Source organism: Burkholderia sp. BCC0397 (assembly GCF_902832865.1).
Lineage (GTDB): Bacteria > Pseudomonadota > Gammaproteobacteria > Burkholderiales > Burkholderiaceae > Burkholderia.
The window spans coordinates 1059703-1080427 of sequence record NZ_CADFDL010000002.1 but is presented as its reverse complement, the minus strand read 5'-3'; the positions used below and the strand labels follow the sequence as shown (position 1 = coordinate 1080427).

Below are 20725 nucleotides of genomic sequence, written 5' to 3'. Positions count from 1 at the left end.
GTTTTTCGATTTGCGCGCAGAAGTGGGGACGGCTTCGGACACCAGCTTTTCCTGACAAACGTTGAAGAAGGCGAGATTGTAGACGACGAAGGCCCCCGTCGCCCGCTTTCGTCGCGCAAGCGTCGATGCCGATGTGCATGGCGCGCTGCGCGGCGCGAGAATGGTCCGCAGACAGATACCCCGCCGCCGCGCCGCCGGCACGGATGCAACGCACCGCGCACGGCCGACCGGCGGCACGGGTTGTGCTCGCCGGAAAGAATCTCAGGAGATTCGACCATGCGATTGATCGACTGGAACATCCAATGGGGTCGAGACGCGGACGGCGTCGTCGACCTCTCCCGTACCGTCGCGGCCATCCGCCGGCTCGGCGATTTCGACGTGCTGTGCCTGCAGGAGGTCACACGCGGCTTCGACGCACTGCCCGGCCGGCCACGCACCGACCAGTTCGCTGAACTCGCGGCGCTGCTGCCCGGCTATACGATCGTCGACGCCATCGGCGCCGACCTGCCGGCGATCCGGCCGGACGCACCGCGCCGCCAGTTCGGCAACGCGATCGCGACGCGGCTGCCGGTCGGGCGCGTGCTGCGCCAATCGCTGCCGTGGCCGGCCGACGCCGGCGCGCCGTCGATGCCGCGCGTCGCGCTCGATATCGAGTTGCAGGCGCCCTTCGGGGCGTTGCGCGTGGTTACCACGCATCTGGAGTATTACTCGGCGCGCCAGCGGCTTGCGCAGGTCGACGCGCTGCGCGACCGGCATCGCGACGCCTGCGCGCACGCGGAACAACCCGCTCCCGCCGAAACCGCCGAGGGGCCGTTCAGCGCGACCGGACAACCGCGCGATGCGATCGTCTGCGGCGATTTCAACAGTGCATTCGACAGCGATGCGTACCGCCGTTTCCTGGAGCCGATGGCCGACGCGCCGAGTTTCGTCGACGCATGGGTCGCACGGCATCCCGGCCGTACGCCGCCGCCGACGGCCGGCGTCTACGATACGGTGCAATGGTCGGAGGGGCCGCTCGCGTGCGATTTCGTGTTCGTGACCGACACGCTGTTGCCGCGCGTCGTCCGCTGCGAGATCGACGGCGACGTACGCGCGTCCGATCACCAGCCGGTGCTGCTGGAACTGGCCTGATCGCGCCGGTTGCCGCGCAGGCCGCCCGCGCTACGCGGCGAAGCCGGCCAGGTATTCGACCCAGTGCGGCGCCGGTTCCTGCGCAAGCGCGTTCTTCACGATCAGGATCTCGTCCGCGTACTCACTCGGCGTCAGGCCGCCGCGCATCAACTGGAACCGGCAATACAGCAGGTAGGTGTTGACGACGTCGGTTTCGCAATAGTTGCGGATTTCGTCGATCCGCCCGTCCTGGAACGCCGGCCATACCTGGCTGCCGTCCATCCCGAGCTTGCCCGGAAAGCCGCACAGCTTCGCGAGCGCGTCGAGCGGCGCGTTCGCGCGCGCCTGATACATCGCGAGCACATCCATCAGGTCGGTATGCCGCGAGTGATAGCGCGCGATGTAGTTGTTCCACTTGAATTCGCGGTCGTCCTCGCCGAGATCCCAGTAGCGGGTGGCGGGAATGCCGTGCACGAGCGCACGGTAGTGCAGCACCGGCAGATCGAAACCGCCGCCGTTCCACGACACGAGCTGCGGCGTGTATTTCTCGATCACGCGGTAGAACGACTGGATCAGCGTGGCTTCGTCGTCCTGCGGCGTCCCGAGCGAGCGCACGCGAAAACCGTTGTTGTCGCGGAACACGCACGAGATCGCCGCGATCCGCTGCAGGTGGTGCGGCAGGAAATCGCCGCCGGTCTTCTCGCGGCGCGCGGCGAACGCGTGTTCGGCCACCGCGGCATCGTCGAGCGTCGCGGGCAGGTCTTCCAGACGGCGAATGCCGTCGACATCGGGAATCGTCTCGATGTCAAAAACAAGAATCGGAGTCATTGGTTACAGAACGGCGTCCTTGCGCACGCCGTTGGAGGCGAAGAACCGCTTGAGGCGCACCAGCGCTTCCTGCTGGATCTGCCGCACGCGCTCGCGCGTGAGCCCCATCTCGTCGGCGAGCTCCTCGAGCGTCGCCGGTTCGATGTGGTTCAGGCCGAAGCGGCGCTCGATCACGTGCCGGTGCTTGTCGGACAGCCGCGACAGCCACGCGCGCGTCAGCGTTTCGAGCTCGCGGTGCTGCACCTCGGCGTCGGGCGACTGGCTCTGGTCGTCGGGCAGCAGGTCGAGCAGGCTGCTCGCGGGATCGAGGTCGAGCGGTGCATCGAGCGACGCCGTGTGTTCGTTGAGCGCGAGGATATCGGTGACTTCCTCGGCGGTCTTGCCGGTGAGATAGGCGATGTCGTCGATGCTGGCTTCGCGGCGTTCGGCCGCCTCGCCCGTCGACATCGAATTCTTTTCGAGGTGGCGCTTCGCGCGCAGCACCTGGTTCAGTTCGCGGATCACGTGCACGGGCAGGCGCACCGTGCGGGCCTGGTTCATGATCGCCCGCTCGATGCTCTGCCGGATCCACCACGTCGCGTAGGTCGAGAAACGGAAACCACGCGTCGGGTCGAATTTCTCGATCGCGTGCATCAGGCCGAGATTGCCTTCCTCGATCAGGTCGAGCAGCGGCACGCCGCGGTTCAGGTACCCCTTCGCGATACTGACGACGAGACGCAGGTTGCGCTCGATCATCACCTGCCGCGCCTCGAATTCGCCGGCCTTCGCCAGGCGCGAATAGCGCTGCTCTTCCTCGACGGTCAGCAGCGGCTTCACGCTGATGCGGTTCAGGTAATGCTGGATCGTATCGGCCGTGAGCTCGGCCTGCAGCAGCGTGCGGAAATCGTCGACGTCGGGCGCTGCTTCCTGGCGGCCTTCGCGCTCGTCGTCGCCACCCTCGGCCTCGGTGTCGCGTGCCTCGAGATCACGATCGTTTTCCGCGACGTCGTCCTCGTCGTCCGTCGAAGCACCCACTCGCCCCACCGATGCTTGCGTGGCACGACTGATCTTCTCAGACTCGGCTTGCGGCTCGTGGCGCTTCGATTTCGGCATGGTCGTCTCGGTTATTGAGGCGGCAAATACTTCAGCGGATCGACAGGCTTACCCTGCCGGCGAACCTCGAAATGCAGCATCACGCGGTCGGCATCGCTGTTACCCATCTCGGCGATCTTCTGCCCCTTCGTTACCGCGTCCCCCTCTTTTACCATCAAAGCGCGATTGTGTGCATACGCCGTGAGGTAAGTTGCATCGTGTTTGATGATAATGAGGTTGCCGTAGCCACGCAGACCGTTGCCGGAGTAAACGACGCGGCCGTCGGCCGCCGCCTTCACGGCCTCGCCGGCCGTCCCGCCGATATTGACACCCTTGTTCTTCGCATCGTCGAACCCGTTCAGCACGGGGCCGCGCGCGGGCCACGCGAACGTCACGGGGCCGCTCGGCGCGGCCGCCGTATCGCTCGATCCGCTTGCCGCAGCCGGCGGCGTGGCGGCGAGCGCGGACGACGTGCCCGCGGCCGGCGTGGCCGGACCGCTGCTCAGCGGTGCGGTCGCGACCGCACCACCGGCGATCGGCGCGGTGGCCGGCGCGCCCGCGACCGCGGCGCCGCCCGGCGGCGCCACGCGCAGCAGCTGGTCGACTTCGATCTGGTTCGGGTTGGTCAGATTGTTCCACGACGCGATGTCGCGATAGTTCTGCCCGTTCTCGAGTGCGATCCGGTACAGCGTGTCGCCCGGTTTAACACGGTAGAAGCCAGGCGGCGGCGGGCCGAGCGGCACCGCCGGTTGTGCGGCAGCGGTCGTGCCGAGCGTGCCGGAGCGGTCGACGACGGGCGCGTTGTCGAGCCGCGTCGCACAGGCGGCCAGTAGCGTGGAGAACGCAGCCACACAGATCGCGCGCTGGGCGAGCGTGAGCGGTTCCCTGGATCGGTTGTTTTGCATCGCGCGCAACATACTCATCGGTTTCAAATCACTCCGGATTTTAAAGGGACAAAGAAAACGCGATCAAGCCGGGACTCTCGCCATTGCGCGTGCGCGACGCGCTCGACGAGCGTGAGCACCTGGTGCTGCCCGCTCTGCGCGCCGACCGGCGCGACGAGCCGCCCGCCGATCGCGAGCTGCTCGAGCAGCGCCTGCGGCACGTCGAGCCCCGCCGCCGCGATCACGATCGCGTCGAACGGGGCCGCGGACGGCAGGCCGACACGCCCGTCGCCGTAGTGCAGACGGATGTTCGGCACGCGCAGCGGCCGCAGGTTCAGCTTCGCGCGCTCGTAAAGCGGCTTGATGCGTTCAATCGAATACACGTCGCGTGCCACGTGGCTCAGCACGGCGGCCTGATAGCCGCAACCGGTGCCGATCTCGAGCACGCGCTCGAGCGTGCGGCCGGCCATCGCGAGCTCGATCATGCGCGCGACGACCGACGGCTTTGAAATGGTCTGCTGGTGGCCGATCGGCAACGCCGAATCCTCGTAGGCCTGCGTCGCGAGCCCCGGATCCACGAACAGGTGGCGCGGCACCGCGGCCATCGCGTCCAGCACGCGCGCATCGGTCACGCCGTTCGCGCGCAGGCGTTCGACCATCCGCTCGCGCACACGTTCCGACGTGAGCGCGAACGCGCCGGCCGGCGCGATGCTCGGCGCTGCCGGCTTCGGCAGCGCAGGCTTCAGCGCGGTCGGCTTCGGTGCGGTCGCCGGCTTCGCGGCGGCGATACCCGGCAGCGGCGCCCGCACGGCGGCCGGCTTCACCGCAACCGGTTTCAGCACGGTTGCGGGTTTATCGGCGGCCTTCGAGATCGCGCCCGCCGCCTGGCGTTCACCGGCCCGACCTTCCGATTTGCGTGGCGCTCGCTTGAGATCTTCGAGCGCGAGCGGGAACCGCTTCGCGCGCTCGCCGCTCATGAAGCCCGCCCTCCGGCGCGCGCCCACTCTCGCGTCGCGGGCAGCATCTGCGTATGCGTGAGATCGAGCTGCAGCGGCGTGATCGACACGAAACCGTTTGCGACGGCGTGGAAATCGGTACCCTCGCTGGCGTCCAGCGCCTCGCCCGCGGCGCCGATCCAGTAGATCGGCTCGCCGCGCGGGTCGGTCTGGCGAATCACCGGCTGCGACGGATGACGCTTGCCGAGGCGCGTGACCTTCCAGCCCTTCAGTTGGTCGTACGGCAGGTTCGGAATATTGACGTTCAGCAGCGGCTGGCCCGGCAGCGGATGCGCGAGGTAGTGCGCGACGATTTCCGCGGCGACGCGCGCGGCGTCGGCCAGATGGGCCCAGCCCTTGTCGACCAGCGAGAACGCGATGGCCGGCACACCGAACATGATGCCTTCGGTGGCGGCCGCAACTGTCCCCGAATAGAGCGTGTCTTCACCCATGTTCTGGCCGTTGTTGATGCCGGACACGACGATATCCGGCCTCGCGTCGGCCATTCCCGTCAGCGCGACGTGCACCGAATCGGTCGGCGTGCCGTTCACGTAGAAGAAACCCGTACCCGCTGCGCGCTGCACCGACAGCGGCCGCGACAACGTGAGGGAATTCGACGCGCCGCTGCAGTTCTGCTCGGGCGCGATCACCGTAAGCTCGGCCAGCGGCTGCAGCGCTTCGCTGAGCGCGGCGAGACCGGGGGCGAGATAGCCGTCGTCGTTGCTGAGTAGGATTCGCATCCGGCGATTGTAACCGAGGAAAGATGGCGCGAGAGCGACAGTCCGGCGCTGCGGACGGGCGGGTATACGCATGGGCACGCGATGCGCCGCCGCATTGCGCGGCGTCGTTCCGCACACCGGGGAAAACACCGGGTCGCCGGGTTTTCCGCCCGGAGAAAATCTTGTCGGGGAACCCTTCGTCGGAAGGCCCGGCGCGAAGCGCCAGGCCGGGTGCACTCAGATCGCGCCCGCCTCGCGCAGCGCGGCAATCGCCTGCGCGTCGTAGCCGAGGCCGTGCAGCACCTCGTCGGTGTGCTCGCCCAGTTCGGGCCCGAGCCAGCGCGTTTCGCCCGGCGTGTCCGACAGCTTCGGCGTGATGTTCGGCAGCGGAATGTCGGTGCCGTCGGCCAGCTTGAAACGCTGGATCATCTGGCGCGCGACGAACTGCGGATCGGTGAACATATCGGCCGCGCTGTAGATCCGCCCGGCCGGCACGTCGGCCGCATTGAGCACGACGAGCGCCTCGTCGATCGTGCGCGGCGCGAGCCACGCGGCGATCGCGTCGTCGATTTCCTGCGTGCGCGGCACCCGCCCGTCGTTTTGCGCGAGCGCGGGATCGTCGGCCAGGTCGTCGCGCTCGATCGCCTTCATCAGCCGCTTGAAGATCGGATCGCTGTTGCCGCCGATCACGATGCTGCCGTCGCGGCATGCATACGTATTCGACGGCACGATGCCCGGCAGCGACGCGCCGGTGCGCTCGCGCACCATCCCGTACACGCCGTACTCGGGCACCACGCTTTCCATCATGTTGAAGACGGCTTCATACAGTGCAACGTCGACCACCTGCCCCGCGCCGCCGTTGACCTTGCGGTGATGGAGCGCCATCAGCGCGCCGATCACGCCGTGCAGCGCGGCGATCGAATCGCCGATCGAGATGCCGATGCGCGGCGGCGGCAGATCCGGATAGCCGGTGATGTGGCGCAGCCCGCCCATCGATTCGGCGATCGCGCCGAAGCCGGGCCGGTCGCGGTACGGGCCCGTCTGCCCGTAGCCGGACAGGCGCACCATCACGAGGCCCGGATTGTCGGCCGACAGCACGTCGTAGCCGAGCCCGAGCTTTTCGAGCAGGCCCGGACGGAAGTTCTCGATCACGATGTCGGCCTCGCTCGCGAGCTGCCGCGCGATCGCCTTGCCGGCATCGGCCTTCAGGTTCAGCGTGACCGATTTCTTGTTGCGCGCCTGCACGGACCACCACAGCGACGTGCCGCCCTGCTCCGGGTGGAGCTTGCGCCACTTGCGCAGCGGGTCGCCGCCGTTCGGATCCTCGATCTTGATCACTTCCGCGCCGAATTCGGCGAACAGCCGCGACGCGAACGGCCCCGCGATCAGCGTTCCGAATTCGAGCACTTTGACGCCCGCGAGCGGGCCCTGGCTGGTGCTCATGTGTCTCCCTGGCATGAGGAACGGCGCCGCCGGCAGGCGGCGCCCGGCTTACATCGTGCGGCGGTCGAGCATCGCACGGGCGATGGTGCCGGCGTCGACGTACTCGAGCTCGCCGCCCACCGGCACGCCGCGCGCGAGGCGCGTGACCGCCAGCCCGCGCGCCTTCAGCGTCTGGCCAAGGTAGTGGGCGGTGGCTTCGCCTTCGTTCGTGAAGTTGGTCGCGAGCACGACTTCCTTGACGACGCCGTCGGACGCGCGCCGCACGAGGCGGTCGAAATGGATTTCCTTCGGGCCGATTCCGTCGAGCGGGCTCAGTCGGCCCATCAGCACGAAATACAGCCCGCGGTAGGTCATCGTCTGCTCGAGCATGATCTGGTCGGCAGGCGTCTCGACGACGCACAGCAGCGTCGGATCACGCTCCTCGTCGCTGCAGACCTCGCAGATCTGCGCTTCGGTGAACGTGTTGCACTTCTCGCAGTGCTGCAGGTGCTCGGTCGCGAACAGCAGCGAGCGGCCGAGCCGCTCCGCACCCTCACGGTCGTGCTGCATCAGGTGAACCGCCATGCGCTGCGCGGATTTCGGCCCGACGCCGGGCAGCACGCGCAACGCTTCGACGAGAGCGGACAGGGCGGACGGCTGTTTCATACGGCGGCAAACACTGGCAAGGACGTCGCGCTCAGAACGGCAGCTTGAAGCCCGGGGGCAGCGGCAGGCCCGACGTCATCCCGCTCATCTTTTCCTGCGACGTTGCTTCGGCCTTGCGCACCGCGTCGTTGAACGCAGCGGCGACGAGATCCTCGAGCATGTCCTTGTCGTCCGCGAGCAGGCTCGGGTCGATCGACACGCGGCGCACTTCGTTGCGGCACGTCATCGTCACCTTGACGAGGCCGGCGCCCGACTGCCCTTCGACTTCGATCAGCGCAAGCTGCTCCTGCATCTTCTTCATGTTTTCCTGCATTTGCTGCGCTTGCTTCATCAGTCCGGCGAGGTTGCCTTTCAACATGGGAATACTCCTTCTTGATCGTGTGAAAACCGGCACGCGGCGCGTGCCGGCCAATGTGTGCGGGGCGTGATTGTGCCTGTCGCGGGGCGGTCAGTTCAATGCAGCGTCGGCGGCGCGCCGTCCGGCGCCGAATCGGCGAGCGGGCGCACCGATCCGTCGACGATGCGCGCACCGAACTCGCGCACGAGCTGCTGCACGAACGGATCGCCGTGAATCTCCTGCTCGGCTTCGCGCTGGCGCGCCGCGCGCGCGGCCGCATCGAGCGCCGCCGCGGTACGCCGTGCGGGCCCGACCTCGACGCTCACCTCGACCGGCTTGCCGAGCGCATCGGCCAATGCGGCCTTCAGCTTCGCCACCTGTGCGGCATCCGCATACTGCGGCACCGGCACGGACAATTTCAATGCGGTCGCATCGACGGCCGTCAGCTCGCTGTTGAACGCAAGCTGGTACGCGACACCCTTCAGCGGCAGCCGCGCGGCCAGCGCCGGCCATTCGCCGTCGAAGCCGATCGGATCGAGCGCGATCGCAGGCGGCAACGGGCGCGTGTCGATCGGCGCGGCCGGACGCGCGTCCGCCGGCTTCGGCGTCACGCGCACATCGTCGGGACCGCTGTCGAACACCGGCACGAAGCCGTCGTCGGAACCGCCGAACATCTCGTCGGCGCTGAGCGGCACGTAGTCGTCGGGCGGGATGTCTTCCCACGGCGGCGACGGCTGGCGCGCATCGGCTGCTTGCGGCGCACGGGCAGCGGCACGCGGCGTCGGCACCTGGACGGCCGGACGCGGCGCGGCCGGCTTCTCGGCGGCCGGCTGGGACGCCGCCGGCTTCGCTGCAGCACCTGCGCGCCCGCGCTCCGACGACACGCGCATCCCTGCATTGCGCAGCACGTCGAGCGCGGCGGCGGCACCGCCGCCTGCGCGCGCCGCCGGACGCGCGGCGGCCGGCTCGGGCGATGCAGCGCGCGGTGCCGGTTCGGCCTGCGGAGCCGGTTCGTCGTTTCGCTGCGCGGCGGCAACGGCAGGCGGCTCAGGTTCCTTGCGCGCGGGAGGCGGCATGTCGCCTGCGGGTGCCGCCTTCGTTTCCGGCTGCGGCGGCTCGATAGCTTGTGCGTCGGCCGCTGCCGGGGCCGGTGCTGCAGCCTCTGCCGGTGACGGGACGGCAGCCGGCCTGGCGGTCGGCCGCTCGGCTTCATCGCTGGACTGCGCCGGCGCCGAACGTGCAACCGGTACAACAGGCGCCGCCGCGGCTTGCGGACGCGCTGCGACAGCGGGCGCGGCCGATACCGGCTTCGCCGCAGCGGCGGCCGGCGCTGCAGCCGCGCGCGGGGCCGGTACCGCATGCGGCGGCACGGACGGCTGGCCGCCCGGCGCACTGCCGGCGCCAACGGCCGGCTCGAACGCGAGCATCCGCAGCAGCGTCATCGTGAAACCGGCGTATTCGTCCGGCGCCAGGCCGAGCTCGGCGCGCCCGACGGTCGCGATCTGATAGAACAATTGCACCTGTTCGGCGCTCAGCGTCTCCGCAAAACGGCGCAGGTCGGCCGCTTCCGGCCATTCGTCGAGCACCGAGCCCGGCGCGAACTGCGCCCACGCGATCCGGTGCAGCAGGCTCGCGAGATCCTGCAGCGCGGTCGAGAACGACAGGCTGCGCAGCGACATTTCGTCGGCGATCGCGAGGATTTCCGGGCCGTTGCCGGCCGCGAGCGCGTCGAGCAGGCGCACCATGTAAGTCTGGTCGAGCGCGCCGAGCATGCCCGACACCGCCGACTCGGTCACCTCGTTCGCCGAATAGGCGATCGCCTGGTCGGTCAGCGACAGCGCGTCGCGCATGCTGCCCTGCGCGGCGCGCGCGAGCAGGCGCAGCGCCTGCGGCTCGAACGTGATCTGCTCTTCGCCGAGGATCCGCTCGAGATGCGACACGATGTGTCCGGCCGGCATCTGCTTCAGGTTGAACTGCAGGCAGCGCGACAGCACGGTGACGGGGATTTTCTGCGGATCGGTCGTCGCGAGGATGAACTTGACGTGCGGCGGCGGCTCTTCGAGCGTCTTCAGCATCGCGTTGAACGCGTGGTTCGTCAGCATGTGCACTTCGTCGATCATGTAGACCTTGAAGCGCGCATCGACGGGCGCGTACACCGCGCGCTCGAGCAGCGCGGCCATCTCGTCGACACCGCGGTTGCTCGCCGCGTCCATCTCGACGTAGTCGACGAAACGGCCCTCGTCGATCTCGCGACAGGCGCGACACACGCCGCACGGCTGCGACGTGACGCCGGTTTCACAGTTGAGCGCCTTCGCGAAGATCCGCGACAGCGTCGTCTTGCCGACACCGCGGGTTCCGGTAAACAGATAGGCGTGATGGAGACGCCCGCCGTCGAGCGCGTGCGTGAGCGCCCTGACGACGTGCTCCTGGCCGACGAGCGAAGCGAAATCCTTCGGACGCCACTTGCGTGCGAGAACTTGATAGGTCATCGGGAAATTGTATCAGTAACGCTGCGTCGCGCCGACACGCGAAACGGTGCGGAAGACGGACAAGGCGCAGGTCGAACGGAGTGTGACGCAGAAATAAAAAACGCCCTGCGAACGGGGCGAGAAGGAAGGTGACGAGCCCAACCCTCGGCACTGGCAGAAAACGATTGTGGCTGCTTCGTTCCCGACCTGACCAGGTTCACCGCCCCACCATGCGAGGAGGCCCGTCACGGCATATTCTATCACCGCTTCCGGACGAATGCGACCGTTTGTTCGCATCAATGTGAATATCGCCGGGCAAACCGGCGCGTCGCCCCTTCGCACGCGCTGCATGCGGCCCGCCCCCTTGTAATTGGCGGACCGGCCTCCACCTGCTTGGCACAACGGTCGAACGTCGCGTCGTACCCCTACTCGCGTAGCGGCTACTATCGCCGCCCGCAGCAGATAGCAATTTAGGCTAATATGACGCCCGAACGACCCGCGAGCCGCGGCATGCAGCGCTTACGCCCCTCCTTTCCGGAAAGGCGGAGTGACCTGCCGCAGCGGCCGGCAGCCTACGGCGGCCGGTACGCCGCAACGCGCAAGCAGGCAGTCCCCGAACCGTAAGAGGTATTGACCCAATGAGCGAACAGATCAAACACATCAGCGACGCATCGTTCGAACAGGACGTCGTCAAGTCCGACAAGCCCGTACTCGTCGATTTCTGGGCCGAATGGTGCGGCCCGTGCAAGATGATCGCCCCGATCCTCGACGAAGTCGCAAAGGACTACGGCGACAAGCTGCAGATCGCGAAGATCAACGTCGACGACAACCAGGCCACGCCCGCGAAATTCGGCGTGCGCGGCATCCCGACGCTGATCCTGTTCAAGAACGGCGCGGCCGCCGCGCAGAAGGTCGGCGCGCTGTCGAAGTCGCAGCTCACCGCATTCCTGGACAGCCACCTGTAATACCGGCAGTTCCGCGGACGTGTTGTCAGTCGGCAACACGTCCGTCGTCAAGCCGCCGATCGCTCGCTCAAGCGCGAATCGGCCTATGCTAGAATTAAAAAACGTCGGCAAGACGCATTAAGTCTCTGAGCGCTTCCGCTCGCCCTCCTCCCTTATTTTCTTTCGTCGCTTCTCCTCCCTGGCGGGTTCTCCGTATGCATTTATCCGAGCTCAAGTCTCTGCACGTGTCCGAACTGATCGAAATGGCCAATGGCCTGGAGATCGAAAACGCGAACCGCCTGCGCAAGCAGGAGTTGATGTTTGCCATTCTCAAAAAGCGCGCCAAGACGGGAGAGACGATCTTCGGTGACGGCACGCTCGAAGTGCTGCCGGACGGCTTCGGCTTCCTGCGCTCGCCGGAAATGTCGTACCTCGCGAGCACCGACGACATCTACATCAGCCCGTCGCAGATCCGCCGCTTCAACCTGCACACCGGCGACACCATCGAAGGTGAAGTCCGCACGCCGAAGGACGGCGAGCGCTACTTCGCGCTGGTGAAGGTCGACAAAGTCAACGGGCAGCCGCCCGAGGCCTCGAAACACAAGATCATGTTCGAGAACCTCACGCCGCTGCACCCGAACAAGCCGCTGTCGCTCGAACGCGAAATGCGCGGCGAGGAAAACGTCACGGGCCGCATCATCGACATGATCGCGCCGATCGGCAAGGGCCAGCGCGGCCTGCTCGTCGCGTCGCCGAAGTCCGGCAAGACCGTGATGCTCCAGCACATCGCGCACGCGATCAAGCAGAACCACCCGGACGTGATCCTGTTCGTGCTGCTGATCGACGAGCGTCCGGAAGAAGTGACCGAAATGCAGCGCTCGGTCGCCGGCGAAGTGATCGCCTCGACGTTCGACGAACCGGCCACGCGCCACGTGCAGGTCGCCGAAATGGTGATCGAGAAGGCCAAGCGCCTCGTCGAAATGAAGCACGACGTCGTGATCCTGCTCGACTCGATCACGCGTCTCGCGCGTGCATACAACACCGTGATCCCGGCATCGGGCAAGGTGCTGACGGGCGGTGTCGACGCGAACGCGCTGCAGCGTCCGAAGCGCTTCTTCGGCGCGGCGCGCAACATCGAGGAAGGCGGCTCGCTGACGATCATCGGCACCGCGCTGATCGAAACCGGCAGCCGCATGGACGACGTGATCTACGAAGAGTTCAAGGGCACCGGCAACATGGAAGTGCACCTCGAGCGCCGTCTCGCGGAAAAGCGCGTGTACCCGTCGATCAACCTGAACAAGTCGGGCACGCGTCGCGAGGAAATGCTGATCAAGCCCGAGATCCTGCAAAAGATCTGGGTGCTGCGCAAGTTCATCCACGACATGGACGAAGTCGAGGCGATGGAATTCCTGCTCGACAAGATCCGCCAGACGAAGAGCAACTCCGAGTTCTTCGACCTGATGCGCCGCGGCGGCTGATCGCCCCCGCTTCGCAACACGGCCGCCCGCGCATCCTGCCCGGCGGCCGTTTTTCGATCCCAACCTGAACGTGAACGTACAGGTTGATCTATAATCGCGCCATTGTCCCGCCGAATCCCCCACACCCGATGCCGAACGATGCCTCCACCCCGCTATTGACCGTCAGCGACGCCGCGTCGCGGCTCGGCGTCACGCCGCGCACGCTCAAGTATTACGAAGAGCGCGGGCTCGTCACGCCGTCGCGCAGCGAAGGCCGCTACCGCCTCTACGACGAAGCCGACCTCGAGCGCTTCGCGCGCATCCTGCGGCTGCGCGCGCTCGGCTTCTCGCTGCACGGCATCACCGAAATGCTGAAGCGCCCGCTGGAAGAAACGGGCGACGGCCGGCGCCGCTATTCGGAGGCATCGCTGCGCGACATCCGCTCCGGCCTCGCCGAGCAGATCGATACGCTCGACCGGCGGATCGCGGCCGTCCAGCGCGAGCTGAAGGAAGCCGTCGCGCTGCGCAAGGAGTTGCAGCACGACATCGACTACGTCGAGCGGCGCCTCGCCGGCGAAAACGCCGATGCGCTGATCGCGCAGCGGCGGGCCGAAGCCGGCACACGGCGCGCACGCAAGGATCGCGAATGAACGCGGCGCCGGGGCCGCCGCCGCTGTGGAGCCGCGCGAACCTGCGCGCGGACCTGTTTCCATGGGCACTCGCGCTCGTCACCGGCCTCGACTACTTCGACAACGCCGTCTTCTCGTTTTTCGCGAGCTACATCGCGGGCGGCATCAACGCGTCGCCCGACGAACTCGTATGGTCGTCGAGCGCCTACGCGGTCACGGCCGTGCTCGGCATCCTGCAGCAGCAATGGTGGGTCGACCGGCTCGGCCACCGCCGCTACGTCGCGGGCTGCATGCTGATGTTCTCGTTCGGCGCGATCGCGGCGGCGCTGGCCGACACGTCGCTGGAGCTCGCGTTCGCGCGCGGCTTTCAAGGCTATTTCGTCGGCCCGATGATGGGCGCGTGCCGGATCCTGATCCAGATCAGCTTCAAGCCGCAGGAACGGCCGCCCGCGACGCGCGCGTTCCTGATCATGATCCTGCTCGGCAGCGCGCTCGCGCCGATCGTCGGCGGGCTGCTGGTCGCACATTCGACGTGGCGCGCACTGTTCGCGTGCACGGCGCCGGCCGGCATCGCGTTCGCGATCCTTGCGCTGCTCACGCTGCCCGATTCGGGCCGCACGCCGGACGACGAACGCGGCTCCGGCCATTTCTGGCCGTACGTCGTGTTCGCGCTCGCGCAAGGGGCGCTGCAGATCGTGCTGCAGCAGGTGCATTACCAGCTCTACAGCGGCTCGCCGACGCTGATCCTGCTGACGATCGCGGGCCTCGGCGCGCTCGCGTGGTTCGCGTATCACCAGTGGCATCACCCGACGCCGCTCGTGCGGCTGCACGCGTTTCGCGAGCGCACGTTCCAGATCGGGCTGCTGCTCTATATGTTCTATTACTACGAGACGACGGGCTTCAGTTACCTGACGTCGCGGTTTCTCGAGGGCGGGCTCGGCTATCCGGTCGAGAACGCCGGGCGCCTGGTCGGCACGATGTCGCTGATCTCGGCCACCGCGCTGTTCGCGTACCTGCGCTATGCGAAGTTCGTCACGCACAAGAAATGGTTCGTCGTGCCGGGGTTCGCGATCGCGATCACGGCTGCGCTGTGGATGACGCGGATGACGCCGCAGGTCGGCGACGCCGCGCTGATCGTCCCGCTGCTGCTGCGCGGGCTGCTGCTGCTGTTCATCGTGCTGCCGGTCGCGAACCTGACGTTCCGGATCTTCGCGATCGACGAATACACGCATGGCTACCGGCTGAAGAACATCGTGCGGCAACTGACGATCTCGTTCGCGACCTCGTCGGTGATCATCGTCGAGCAGCACCGGGTGGCCGTCCACCAGACGCGGCTCGTCGAGCGCGCGAACGTGTTCGATCCGCTGTTCCAGCAGACCGTCGATGCGCTGACGCGCAGCTATGCGGCAGCCGGTTACGCGCTGAATGACGCGCACGGCCTCGCGATCGCGTCGATCGCGCGGATGGTCGCGCAACAGGCGTCGTTCCTCGCGTCGCTCGACGGCTTTTACTTCCTCGCGGGCATCGCGCTCGTCGGCGGCCTCTTCGCGGCATGGCAAAAACAGATCGATTGAGTTAAAAGACAGGCTTTGGATTTTCGTCCGCCGCCTCCATGCTTTCGAAACTGACCCGCTGGTTCGACGACCGCCGCCGCGACCGCGCGCTGCGCAGCCACCCGATCCCCGACGCGCTGTGGCACGAAACCGTCGAGCGCCTGCCGTTCCTCGCGACCCTGCCGCCCGACGCGCTCGACCGGCTGCGCGAGCTGACGAGCCTGTTCATCGCGAAGAAGTCGTTTTCGACCGCGCATGGGCTTGAGCTGACCGACGCGATGATCGTCGCGATCGCCGCGCAGGCCTGCCTGCCCGTGCTGAATCTCGACCTGTCGCTGTACGACGGCTGGGTCGGCGTCGTCGTGTATCCGGGCGAATTCGTGATCCGCAAGACCGTGCAGGACGAGGACGGCGTCGTCCACGAAGTCGAGCAGGATGCAAGCGGCGAGGCATGGGAAGGCGGCCCCGTGATTCTGTCGTGGGAAGACGCGCAGATGACGGACGGCCGGGACGCGTACAACGTCGTGATCCACGAGTTCGCGCACAAGATCGACATGGTCAACGGCGCGGCCGACGGCTATCCGCCCCTGTTTCGCCGCTGGCATGCGCCGCACCTCGACGCGCAGGCGTGGGCCGACGTGTTCGAACACGCATACGATCAGTTCTGCGCGCGCGTCGACGCAGTGCCGGACCGCGCATGGGCGCGCTTCGAGCGGGACTCGCTGATCGATCCCTATGCGGCCGACCACCCGTCGGAATTCTTCGCGGTGTGCAGCGAGGCGCTGTTCGTGCGGCCGAAGGCGTTCGAGTCCGAATTTCCGGAGCTGTACCGGCTGCTCGCGCGCTACTACCGGCAGGATCCGGCCGGCACCGGCGCGCTCGACGCACCATGAAAATTATTCGTCAACCGTCTGATTTTCTGGCATAATCGCCGTTTTTCGACCTTAGGCAAGTGGCTCGCGCCGGGCTTGGCGTCGTCTGGTGATACGCAAATTTGCGCACGCCGGCACGGCAAGCGGCGGGTTGGCTACCGCTCTCACCAAGGAAAGACCATGAAAGAAGGCATCCACCCGAATTACCGCGAAGTCGTCTTCCAAGACATGTCGAACGGCTTCAAGTTCATCACGCGCTCGACGATCCAGACGCGCGAAAACATCGAACTCGACGGCAAGACCTACCCGCTCGCCAAGATCGAAGTGTCGTCGGAATCGCACTCGTTCTACACGGGTCAGCAAAAGATCATGGACACGGCAGGCCGTGTCGAGAAGTTCAAGAACAAGTTCGGCGCACGCGCCAACGGCAAGGCGGTAGCAAAGTAAGCTTTGCACCGATCCGGTGGTGGCAACGCACCGGTACCGCACGAAAGGGCAGCCCAGGCTGCCCTTTTTTGTCTCTGCTCGCCCAAAAGGCGCCGTCCGGCGCCCGGGAAACGACCTGACGCACAACAGCGGGCGCGACTACAATGCCGGATGCTCGAAACCGGCTCGACCGCGCGCAATCGCGCCGGCCGCCCGCCCATAACAAATCGCTCATCTGCATGAAGCCTGTCGTCCGTCTCACCGCCTCCGCCACGCGTGCGCTGCCGCGCTGGCTGCTGCTCACGCTCTGCTTCGTCTACGCGGCGTTCGGCCTGTTCGGCCGCGACCCGTGGAAAAACGAGGACGCGGCGGGCTTCGGCGTGATGTGGACGATGGCCAAGGGCGGCTGGCACGACTGGCTGCTACCGAACCTGGTCGGCAAGTTCATCACGACCGACGCGCCGCTCGGCTACTGGCTCGGCGCGCTGTCGATCCGTGGCCTCGGCCCGTGGGTCGACGCGAGCAACGCGTCGCGCGTCGATACCGGCGTGCTGTTCTGTCTCGCGTGCGCGTTCGTCTGGTACGCGGCCTACCTGCTCGGCCGGCGCGCCGAGGTTCAACCGTTCAAATACGCATTCGGCGGCGAGCCCGAGCCGCGCGACTATGGCCGCACGCTCGCGGACGGCGCGCTGCTGGTGCTCGTCGCCTGCTTCGGCCTCGCCGAACGCGGGCACGAAACGACGCCGCAGCTCGCGCAGTTCGCGTGGATCGCGATGCTCGTATACGGGATCGTGCGCGGCATCGACAAGCCCCTGCAAGGCGCATTGTGGTGGGGCCTCGCGATCGGCCTCGTCGCGCTGTCCGGCAACCCGGTGCTGGTCGTCGCGCTGCTCGCGGGCACAGCCGCGCTGTGGCTCGTCACGCCCGAGATGCGCAACCTGCGCCTGCCGCTGGTCGGCGTGCCGCTCGCGGCCGCGATCTTCGCGCTGTGGCCGCTCGCCGCCTTCGTCGCGGCGCCGGACGACGCCGCGTGGTTCTTCAACCAGTGGATCCACGGCAGCCTGATGCGCTTTTCGGGCCCGCCGACGGCCGTGCTCGGCTATGCGGCGAAGAACCTGCCGCTGTTCACGTGGCCCGCGTGGCCGCTCGCGATCTGGGCGTGGTGGAGCTGGGCCGGCATGCGCCGCCGTGCGCACATCGCGATTCCGCTGTCGGTCGCCGTGCCGCTCGTCGCGCTCGTGATCCTGCAAAGCCAGCAGTCGAACCGCATGTACATGCTGCTGCTGCCGCCGCTCGCGGTGCTCGCGACGTTCGCGCTGCCGACCCTCAAGCGCGGTGCGATCAATGCGATCGACTGGTTCGCGGTGCTGAGCTTCACGATCCTCGGCACCTTCGTGTGGCTGGTGTGGCTCGCATCGCTCACCGGCTTCCCGCATCCGCTCGCGCGCAACCTCGCGCGCCTCGTGCCCGGCTACGAGCCGCACTTCAAGATCCTGTCGTTCATCTGCGCGGTGATCGTCACCGTGTGCTGGTGCTTCCTCGTGCGCTGGCGCGTCTCGCGGCAGCCGAAGGTGCTGTGGCGCAGCGTCGTGCTGTCGAGCGCGGGCACCACGCTGATGTGGGTGCTGCTGATGACGCTGTGGCTGCCGATCGTCAACTACGGCCGCACCTATCGCGATGTCGCGCTACAGATCGCCGTGCACCTGCCGTCCGACTACGAGTGCATTTCGCCGGTGCGGCTCGGCGACGCGCAGATCGCGACCTTCGCGTACTTCGGCAACATGCACTTCGATTTCTCCGGCGACTGCGACGTGATCCTGCGCCAGGACCGCGCCGACTTCGGCGAGCCGAGCGCGATGTCGCAATACGTGTGGCGTCTCGTCTGGGAAGGCCGCCGCGTCGCCGACCGCGACGAGCGCTTCCGCCTGTACGAGCGCATCGAACGGCCGAAGACGCCCGTCAAGCGGCGTCCGCCGCGCCGCCGGGCGGCCGATTGACGATGTTCGGCGACATCCGCCGGATCGTCGGTCTCGCGTGGCCGGTGCTGGTCGGCCAGCTCGCGATCATCGCGTTCGGCGTGATCGACACCGCGATGGTCGGCCGCTACTCGGCCGTCGATCTCGCCGCGCTCGGGCTCGGCTCGTCGATCTACGTATCGATCTATATCGGCCTGACCGGCATCCTGTCCGCGCTGCAGCCGATCACCGGGCAACTGTACGGCGCGCGGCGCTATGCCGAGATCGGCGAGGAAGTGCGCCAGGCGCTGTGGCTCGCGCTGCTGCTCGCGATTCCCGGCTTCCTGCTGCTGCATTTTCCCGAACCGCTGCTGCGCGTCGCGCACGCACCCGCCGCGCTGCACGACCGGACCGTCGACTACCTGCGCATCCTGTCGTACGGGCTGCCCGCCAGCCTCGTATTCCGTATCTACAATGCGCTGACCAACGCGGCCGGCAAGCCGCGGCTCGCGATGATCCTGCAGATCGGCGCGCTGCTGCTCAAGTTTCCGCTGAACGTGTGGTTCATCTTCGGCGGCTTCGGCGTCCCGCCGCTCGGCGGCCCCGGCTGCGGGCTCGCCAGCACGCTGATCAACTGGGCGCTCGCGCTGATCGGCTACACGCTGCTCGCGAGGCTCGACGTGTTCGCGCCGCTGGCGATCTTCTCGCGCTTCTGCTGGCCCGTGTGGGCGCGCCAGAAGGCGATCCTGAAGCTCGGCGTGCCGATGGGCCTGTCGTACCTGATCGAGGTCACGTCGTACACGTGCATGGCGCTGTTCATCGCGCAGTTCGGCACGACGACGCTCGCCGGCCACCAGATCGCCGGCAACATCGGCGCGGTGCTGTACATGACGCCGCTGTCGATCGGCGTGGCGGCGTCGACGCTGGTCGCGCGCGCGCTCGGCGCCGGACGTGCCGAGGAAGCCCGGCTGCTCGGCCGGCACAGCGTGATGTTCGCGTGCGGCATTGCGGCCGCCTACGGCGTGCTCGTGTTCTCGCTGCGCCCGCTGATCATCGGCGGCTATACGCCGAACCCGGCCGTCGCCGCGGCCGCGATGCCGCTCGTCGCGATCGTCGCGTGCTACCACGTGTTCGATGCGCTGCAGGTCACGTCGGCGTTCGTGCTGCGCGCGTACAAGGTGGCGATCGTGCCGACCGTGATCTATGCGGTCGCGCTGTGGGGCGTCGGGCTCAGCGGCGGCTACCTGCTCGGCTTCGACGTCGGCGGCATCGCACCCACGTGGCTGACCGGCGCGCGCGGCTTCTGGTTCGCGAACACGGTCAGCCTGATGCTGGCGGGCGCCGGGCTCGTGCTGTACCTGCGTCACATCAGCCGCGCGCACGCCACCGCCACCGCCGCGGCCGCGGCCTGACGCGCGGCGCGCTACGCGTCCTCCAGCACGTCGGCCGCGTGATACGACGACCGCACGAGCGGGCCGGCGACGACTTCCCTGAAACCGAACGCGAGCGCCTCGTCGCGCCATGCGGCGAACGCATCCGGGCTCACGTAGCGCCGCACCGGCAAATGGTGCGCTGACGGCGCGAGATACTGGCCGAGCGTCAGCACGTCGACCTCGTGCGCGCGCAGGTCGTGCAGCGTGTCGCGCACCTCGTCGTCGCGCTCGCCGAGCCCGAGCATCAATCCCGATTTCGTCACGAGCGTCGGCCGCGCGGCCTTCGCCTGCGCGAGCAGTTCGAGCGAGCCGCGATAGTCGGCGCCCGGCCGCGCCGCCCGGTACAGCGACGGCACCGTCTCGATGTTGTGGTTGAACACGTCGGGCCACGCCGACGACAGCGCGTCGAGCGCACGTGCCGCGCGGCCTCGGAAGTCCGGCGTCAGCACCTCGACGCCGATGCCCGGCACGCTCGCGCGCACCGCCGCGATGCACGCGGCGAAATGCGCGGCGCCGCCGTCGCGCAGGTCGTCGCGGTCGACCGACGTGATCACGACGTAGCGCAACCCGAGCGCCGCCGCGGCATCGGCCAGCCGCGCGGGCTCGTCGGGATCGAGCGGCTCGGGACGGCCGTGCGCGACATCGCAGAACGGGCACCGCCGCGTACACAGCCCGCCCATGATCATGAAGGTCGCGGTGCGCTGCGCGAAGCATTCGCCGATGTTCGGACACATCGCCTCCTCGCAGACGGAATGCAGCCGATGCTCGCGCAGCACGGCGGCCATGTCGGCCACCGCCGCGCTCATCATCGGCCGAGCGCGCAGCCATGGCGGCTTCGGCAGCGCCGCGCCGGCCGCGGGCTCGACGCGCACCGGAATGCGCGCGAGCTTGTCGCGACTTCGCGCGCCGGGCTGGCCGAGCGCCGTGAGGCTGGATCGTTCGAGCGCGGCGGTCAT

19 protein-coding genes and 1 other RNA gene are annotated in these 20725 nt (G+C 67.6%); 9 read left to right on the top strand and 11 right to left on the bottom strand.

Annotated elements, in window-relative coordinates; genetic code table 11:
- Positions 1 to 276 precede the first annotated feature (276 nt).
- Complete coding sequence (locus HWX03_RS09785; RefSeq protein WP_175871096.1) at positions 277 to 1131, top strand: endonuclease/exonuclease/phosphatase family protein; 855 nt, start codon at positions 277 to 279, stop codon at positions 1129 to 1131.
- Between the two features lie 30 nt (positions 1132 to 1161).
- On the opposite strand, the gene HWX03_RS09780 is transcribed toward HWX03_RS09785, so the two are convergent.
- The 10 genes from HWX03_RS09780 to ffs form a co-directional block, all read right to left on the bottom strand.
- Positions 1162 to 1938, bottom strand: a complete 777-nt coding sequence (locus tag HWX03_RS09780; protein ID WP_174390436.1) for a 3'-5' exonuclease — start codon at positions 1936 to 1938, stop codon at positions 1162 to 1164.
- A gap of 3 nt (positions 1939 to 1941) precedes the next feature.
- Positions 1942 to 3030 carry an RNA polymerase sigma factor RpoS gene (gene rpoS / locus HWX03_RS09775; RefSeq protein WP_175819708.1) on the bottom strand — a complete coding sequence of 363 codons (1089 nt, stop codon included), beginning with the start codon at positions 3028 to 3030 and terminating at the stop codon, positions 1942 to 1944.
- 11 nt (positions 3031 to 3041) lie between these two features.
- The gene (locus HWX03_RS09770; protein ID WP_175819707.1) at positions 3042 to 3932 is read right to left on the bottom strand and encodes a peptidoglycan DD-metalloendopeptidase family protein; all 891 of its coding nucleotides are present in this window, start codon (positions 3930 to 3932) and stop codon (positions 3042 to 3044) included.
- A gap of 5 nt (positions 3933 to 3937) precedes the next feature.
- Entirely contained in the window at positions 3938 to 4870 is a 933-nt protein-coding gene (locus HWX03_RS09765; RefSeq protein WP_175871095.1) for a protein-L-isoaspartate(D-aspartate) O-methyltransferase, read from the bottom strand.
- A complete protein-coding gene (gene surE, locus HWX03_RS09760; protein ID WP_174433738.1) occupies positions 4867 to 5628 on the bottom strand; it encodes a 5'/3'-nucleotidase SurE in 762 nt (253 codons plus the stop codon). The genes HWX03_RS09765 and surE overlap by 4 nt, the downstream gene beginning before the upstream one ends.
- 216 nt (positions 5629 to 5844) lie before the next feature.
- Entirely contained in the window at positions 5845 to 7050 is a 1206-nt protein-coding gene (locus HWX03_RS09755; protein ID WP_175871094.1) for a CaiB/BaiF CoA-transferase family protein, read from the bottom strand.
- A gap of 48 nt (positions 7051 to 7098) precedes the next feature.
- Positions 7099 to 7695, bottom strand: a complete 597-nt coding sequence (gene recR / locus HWX03_RS09750) for a recombination mediator RecR (RefSeq protein WP_006478665.1) — start codon at positions 7693 to 7695, stop codon at positions 7099 to 7101.
- Between the two features lie 31 nt (positions 7696 to 7726).
- Positions 7727 to 8053: a YbaB/EbfC family nucleoid-associated protein gene (locus tag HWX03_RS09745; RefSeq protein ID WP_006482124.1), complete on the bottom strand. Its 327-nt coding sequence runs from the start codon at positions 8051 to 8053 to the stop codon at positions 7727 to 7729.
- Between the two features lie 95 nt (positions 8054 to 8148).
- On the bottom strand, positions 8149 to 10521 hold the full coding sequence (locus HWX03_RS09740; protein ID WP_175871093.1) for a DNA polymerase III subunit gamma/tau: 2373 nt from the start codon (positions 10519 to 10521) through the stop codon (positions 8149 to 8151).
- 127 nt (positions 10522 to 10648) lie between these two features.
- Positions 10649 to 10747, bottom strand: an RNA gene (gene ffs, locus HWX03_RS09735) — signal recognition particle sRNA small type.
- Positions 10748 to 11138: 391 nt separating this feature from the next.
- On the opposite strand from ffs, the gene trxA reads away from it, so the two are divergent.
- The 8 genes from trxA (at position 11139) to HWX03_RS09695 (ending at position 19748) form a co-directional block, all read left to right on the top strand.
- Positions 11139 to 11465 (top strand): thioredoxin TrxA, encoded by a 327-nt coding sequence (gene trxA / locus HWX03_RS09730; protein WP_006402348.1) that lies wholly within the window; start codon positions 11139 to 11141, stop codon positions 11463 to 11465.
- A gap of 194 nt (positions 11466 to 11659) precedes the next feature.
- Positions 11660 to 12922, top strand: a complete 1263-nt coding sequence (rho, locus tag HWX03_RS09725; protein ID WP_006478662.1) for a transcription termination factor Rho — start codon at positions 11660 to 11662, stop codon at positions 12920 to 12922.
- A 128-nt stretch (positions 12923 to 13050) separates the two neighbouring features.
- A complete protein-coding gene (locus HWX03_RS09720) occupies positions 13051 to 13551 on the top strand; it encodes a MerR family transcriptional regulator (RefSeq protein WP_175871092.1) in 501 nt (166 codons plus the stop codon).
- A complete protein-coding gene (locus tag HWX03_RS09715; RefSeq protein ID WP_175871091.1) occupies positions 13548 to 15104 on the top strand; it encodes an MFS transporter in 1557 nt (518 codons plus the stop codon). Before HWX03_RS09720 ends, HWX03_RS09715 begins: the two co-directional genes overlap by 4 nt.
- 38 nt (positions 15105 to 15142) lie before the next feature.
- On the top strand, positions 15143 to 15976 hold the full coding sequence (locus HWX03_RS09710; protein ID WP_175871090.1) for a M90 family metallopeptidase: 834 nt from the start codon (positions 15143 to 15145) through the stop codon (positions 15974 to 15976).
- Positions 15977 to 16135: 159 nt separating this feature from the next.
- Complete coding sequence (locus HWX03_RS09705; protein ID WP_174390782.1) at positions 16136 to 16402, top strand: type B 50S ribosomal protein L31; 267 nt, start codon at positions 16136 to 16138, stop codon at positions 16400 to 16402.
- 143 nt (positions 16403 to 16545) lie between these two features.
- Positions 16546 to 18378, top strand: coding sequence for a glycosyltransferase family 39 protein (locus HWX03_RS09700; RefSeq protein WP_175819701.1), 1833 nt, complete (start codon positions 16546 to 16548; stop codon positions 18376 to 18378).
- A gap of 2 nt (positions 18379 to 18380) precedes the next feature.
- On the top strand, positions 18381 to 19748 hold the full coding sequence (locus HWX03_RS09695) for an MATE family efflux transporter (RefSeq protein ID WP_175871089.1): 1368 nt from the start codon (positions 18381 to 18383) through the stop codon (positions 19746 to 19748).
- Positions 19749 to 19759: 11 nt separating this feature from the next.
- Here the strand turns inward: HWX03_RS09695 and lipA are convergent, their stop codons facing one another.
- On the bottom strand, positions 19760 to 20725 hold the full coding sequence (gene lipA, locus HWX03_RS09690; RefSeq protein ID WP_175871088.1) for a lipoyl synthase: 966 nt from the start codon (positions 20723 to 20725) through the stop codon (positions 19760 to 19762).

Excerpts from the sequence above, each read along its gene's own strand:
- HWX03_RS09785 (WP_175871096.1), top strand. The coding sequence starts at position 277 with ATGCGATTGATCGACTGGAACATCCAATGGGGTCGAGACGCGGACGGC.
- HWX03_RS09780 (WP_174390436.1), bottom strand. The coding sequence starts at position 1,938 with ATGACTCCGATTCTTGTTTTTGACATCGAGACGATTCCCGATGTCGAC.
- rpoS (WP_175819708.1), bottom strand. The coding sequence starts at position 3,030 with ATGCCGAAATCGAAGCGCCACGAGCCGCAAGCCGAGTCTGAGAAGATC.
- HWX03_RS09770 (WP_175819707.1), bottom strand. The coding sequence starts at position 3,932 with ATGAGTATGTTGCGCGCGATGCAAAACAACCGATCCAGGGAACCGCTC.
- HWX03_RS09765 (WP_175871095.1), bottom strand. The coding sequence starts at position 4,870 with ATGAGCGGCGAGCGCGCGAAGCGGTTCCCGCTCGCGCTCGAAGATCTC.
- surE (WP_174433738.1), bottom strand. The coding sequence starts at position 5,628 with ATGCGAATCCTACTCAGCAACGACGACGGCTATCTCGCCCCCGGTCTC.
- HWX03_RS09755 (WP_175871094.1), bottom strand. The coding sequence starts at position 7,050 with ATGAGCACCAGCCAGGGCCCGCTCGCGGGCGTCAAAGTGCTCGAATTC.
- recR (WP_006478665.1), bottom strand. The coding sequence starts at position 7,695 with ATGAAACAGCCGTCCGCCCTGTCCGCTCTCGTCGAAGCGTTGCGCGTG.
- HWX03_RS09745 (WP_006482124.1), bottom strand. The coding sequence starts at position 8,053 with ATGTTGAAAGGCAACCTCGCCGGACTGATGAAGCAAGCGCAGCAAATG.
- HWX03_RS09740 (WP_175871093.1), bottom strand. The coding sequence starts at position 10,521 with ATGACCTATCAAGTTCTCGCACGCAAGTGGCGTCCGAAGGATTTCGCT.
- trxA (WP_006402348.1), top strand. The coding sequence starts at position 11,139 with ATGAGCGAACAGATCAAACACATCAGCGACGCATCGTTCGAACAGGAC.
- rho (WP_006478662.1), top strand. The coding sequence starts at position 11,660 with ATGCATTTATCCGAGCTCAAGTCTCTGCACGTGTCCGAACTGATCGAA.
- HWX03_RS09720 (WP_175871092.1), top strand. The coding sequence starts at position 13,051 with ATGCCGAACGATGCCTCCACCCCGCTATTGACCGTCAGCGACGCCGCG.
- HWX03_RS09715 (WP_175871091.1), top strand. The coding sequence starts at position 13,548 with ATGAACGCGGCGCCGGGGCCGCCGCCGCTGTGGAGCCGCGCGAACCTG.
- HWX03_RS09710 (WP_175871090.1), top strand. The coding sequence starts at position 15,143 with ATGCTTTCGAAACTGACCCGCTGGTTCGACGACCGCCGCCGCGACCGC.
- HWX03_RS09705 (WP_174390782.1), top strand. The coding sequence starts at position 16,136 with ATGAAAGAAGGCATCCACCCGAATTACCGCGAAGTCGTCTTCCAAGAC.
- HWX03_RS09700 (WP_175819701.1), top strand. The coding sequence starts at position 16,546 with ATGCCGGATGCTCGAAACCGGCTCGACCGCGCGCAATCGCGCCGGCCG.
- HWX03_RS09695 (WP_175871089.1), top strand. The coding sequence starts at position 18,381 with ATGTTCGGCGACATCCGCCGGATCGTCGGTCTCGCGTGGCCGGTGCTG.
- lipA (WP_175871088.1), bottom strand. The coding sequence starts at position 20,725 with ATGACCGCCGCGCTCGAACGATCCAGCCTCACGGCGCTCGGCCAGCCC.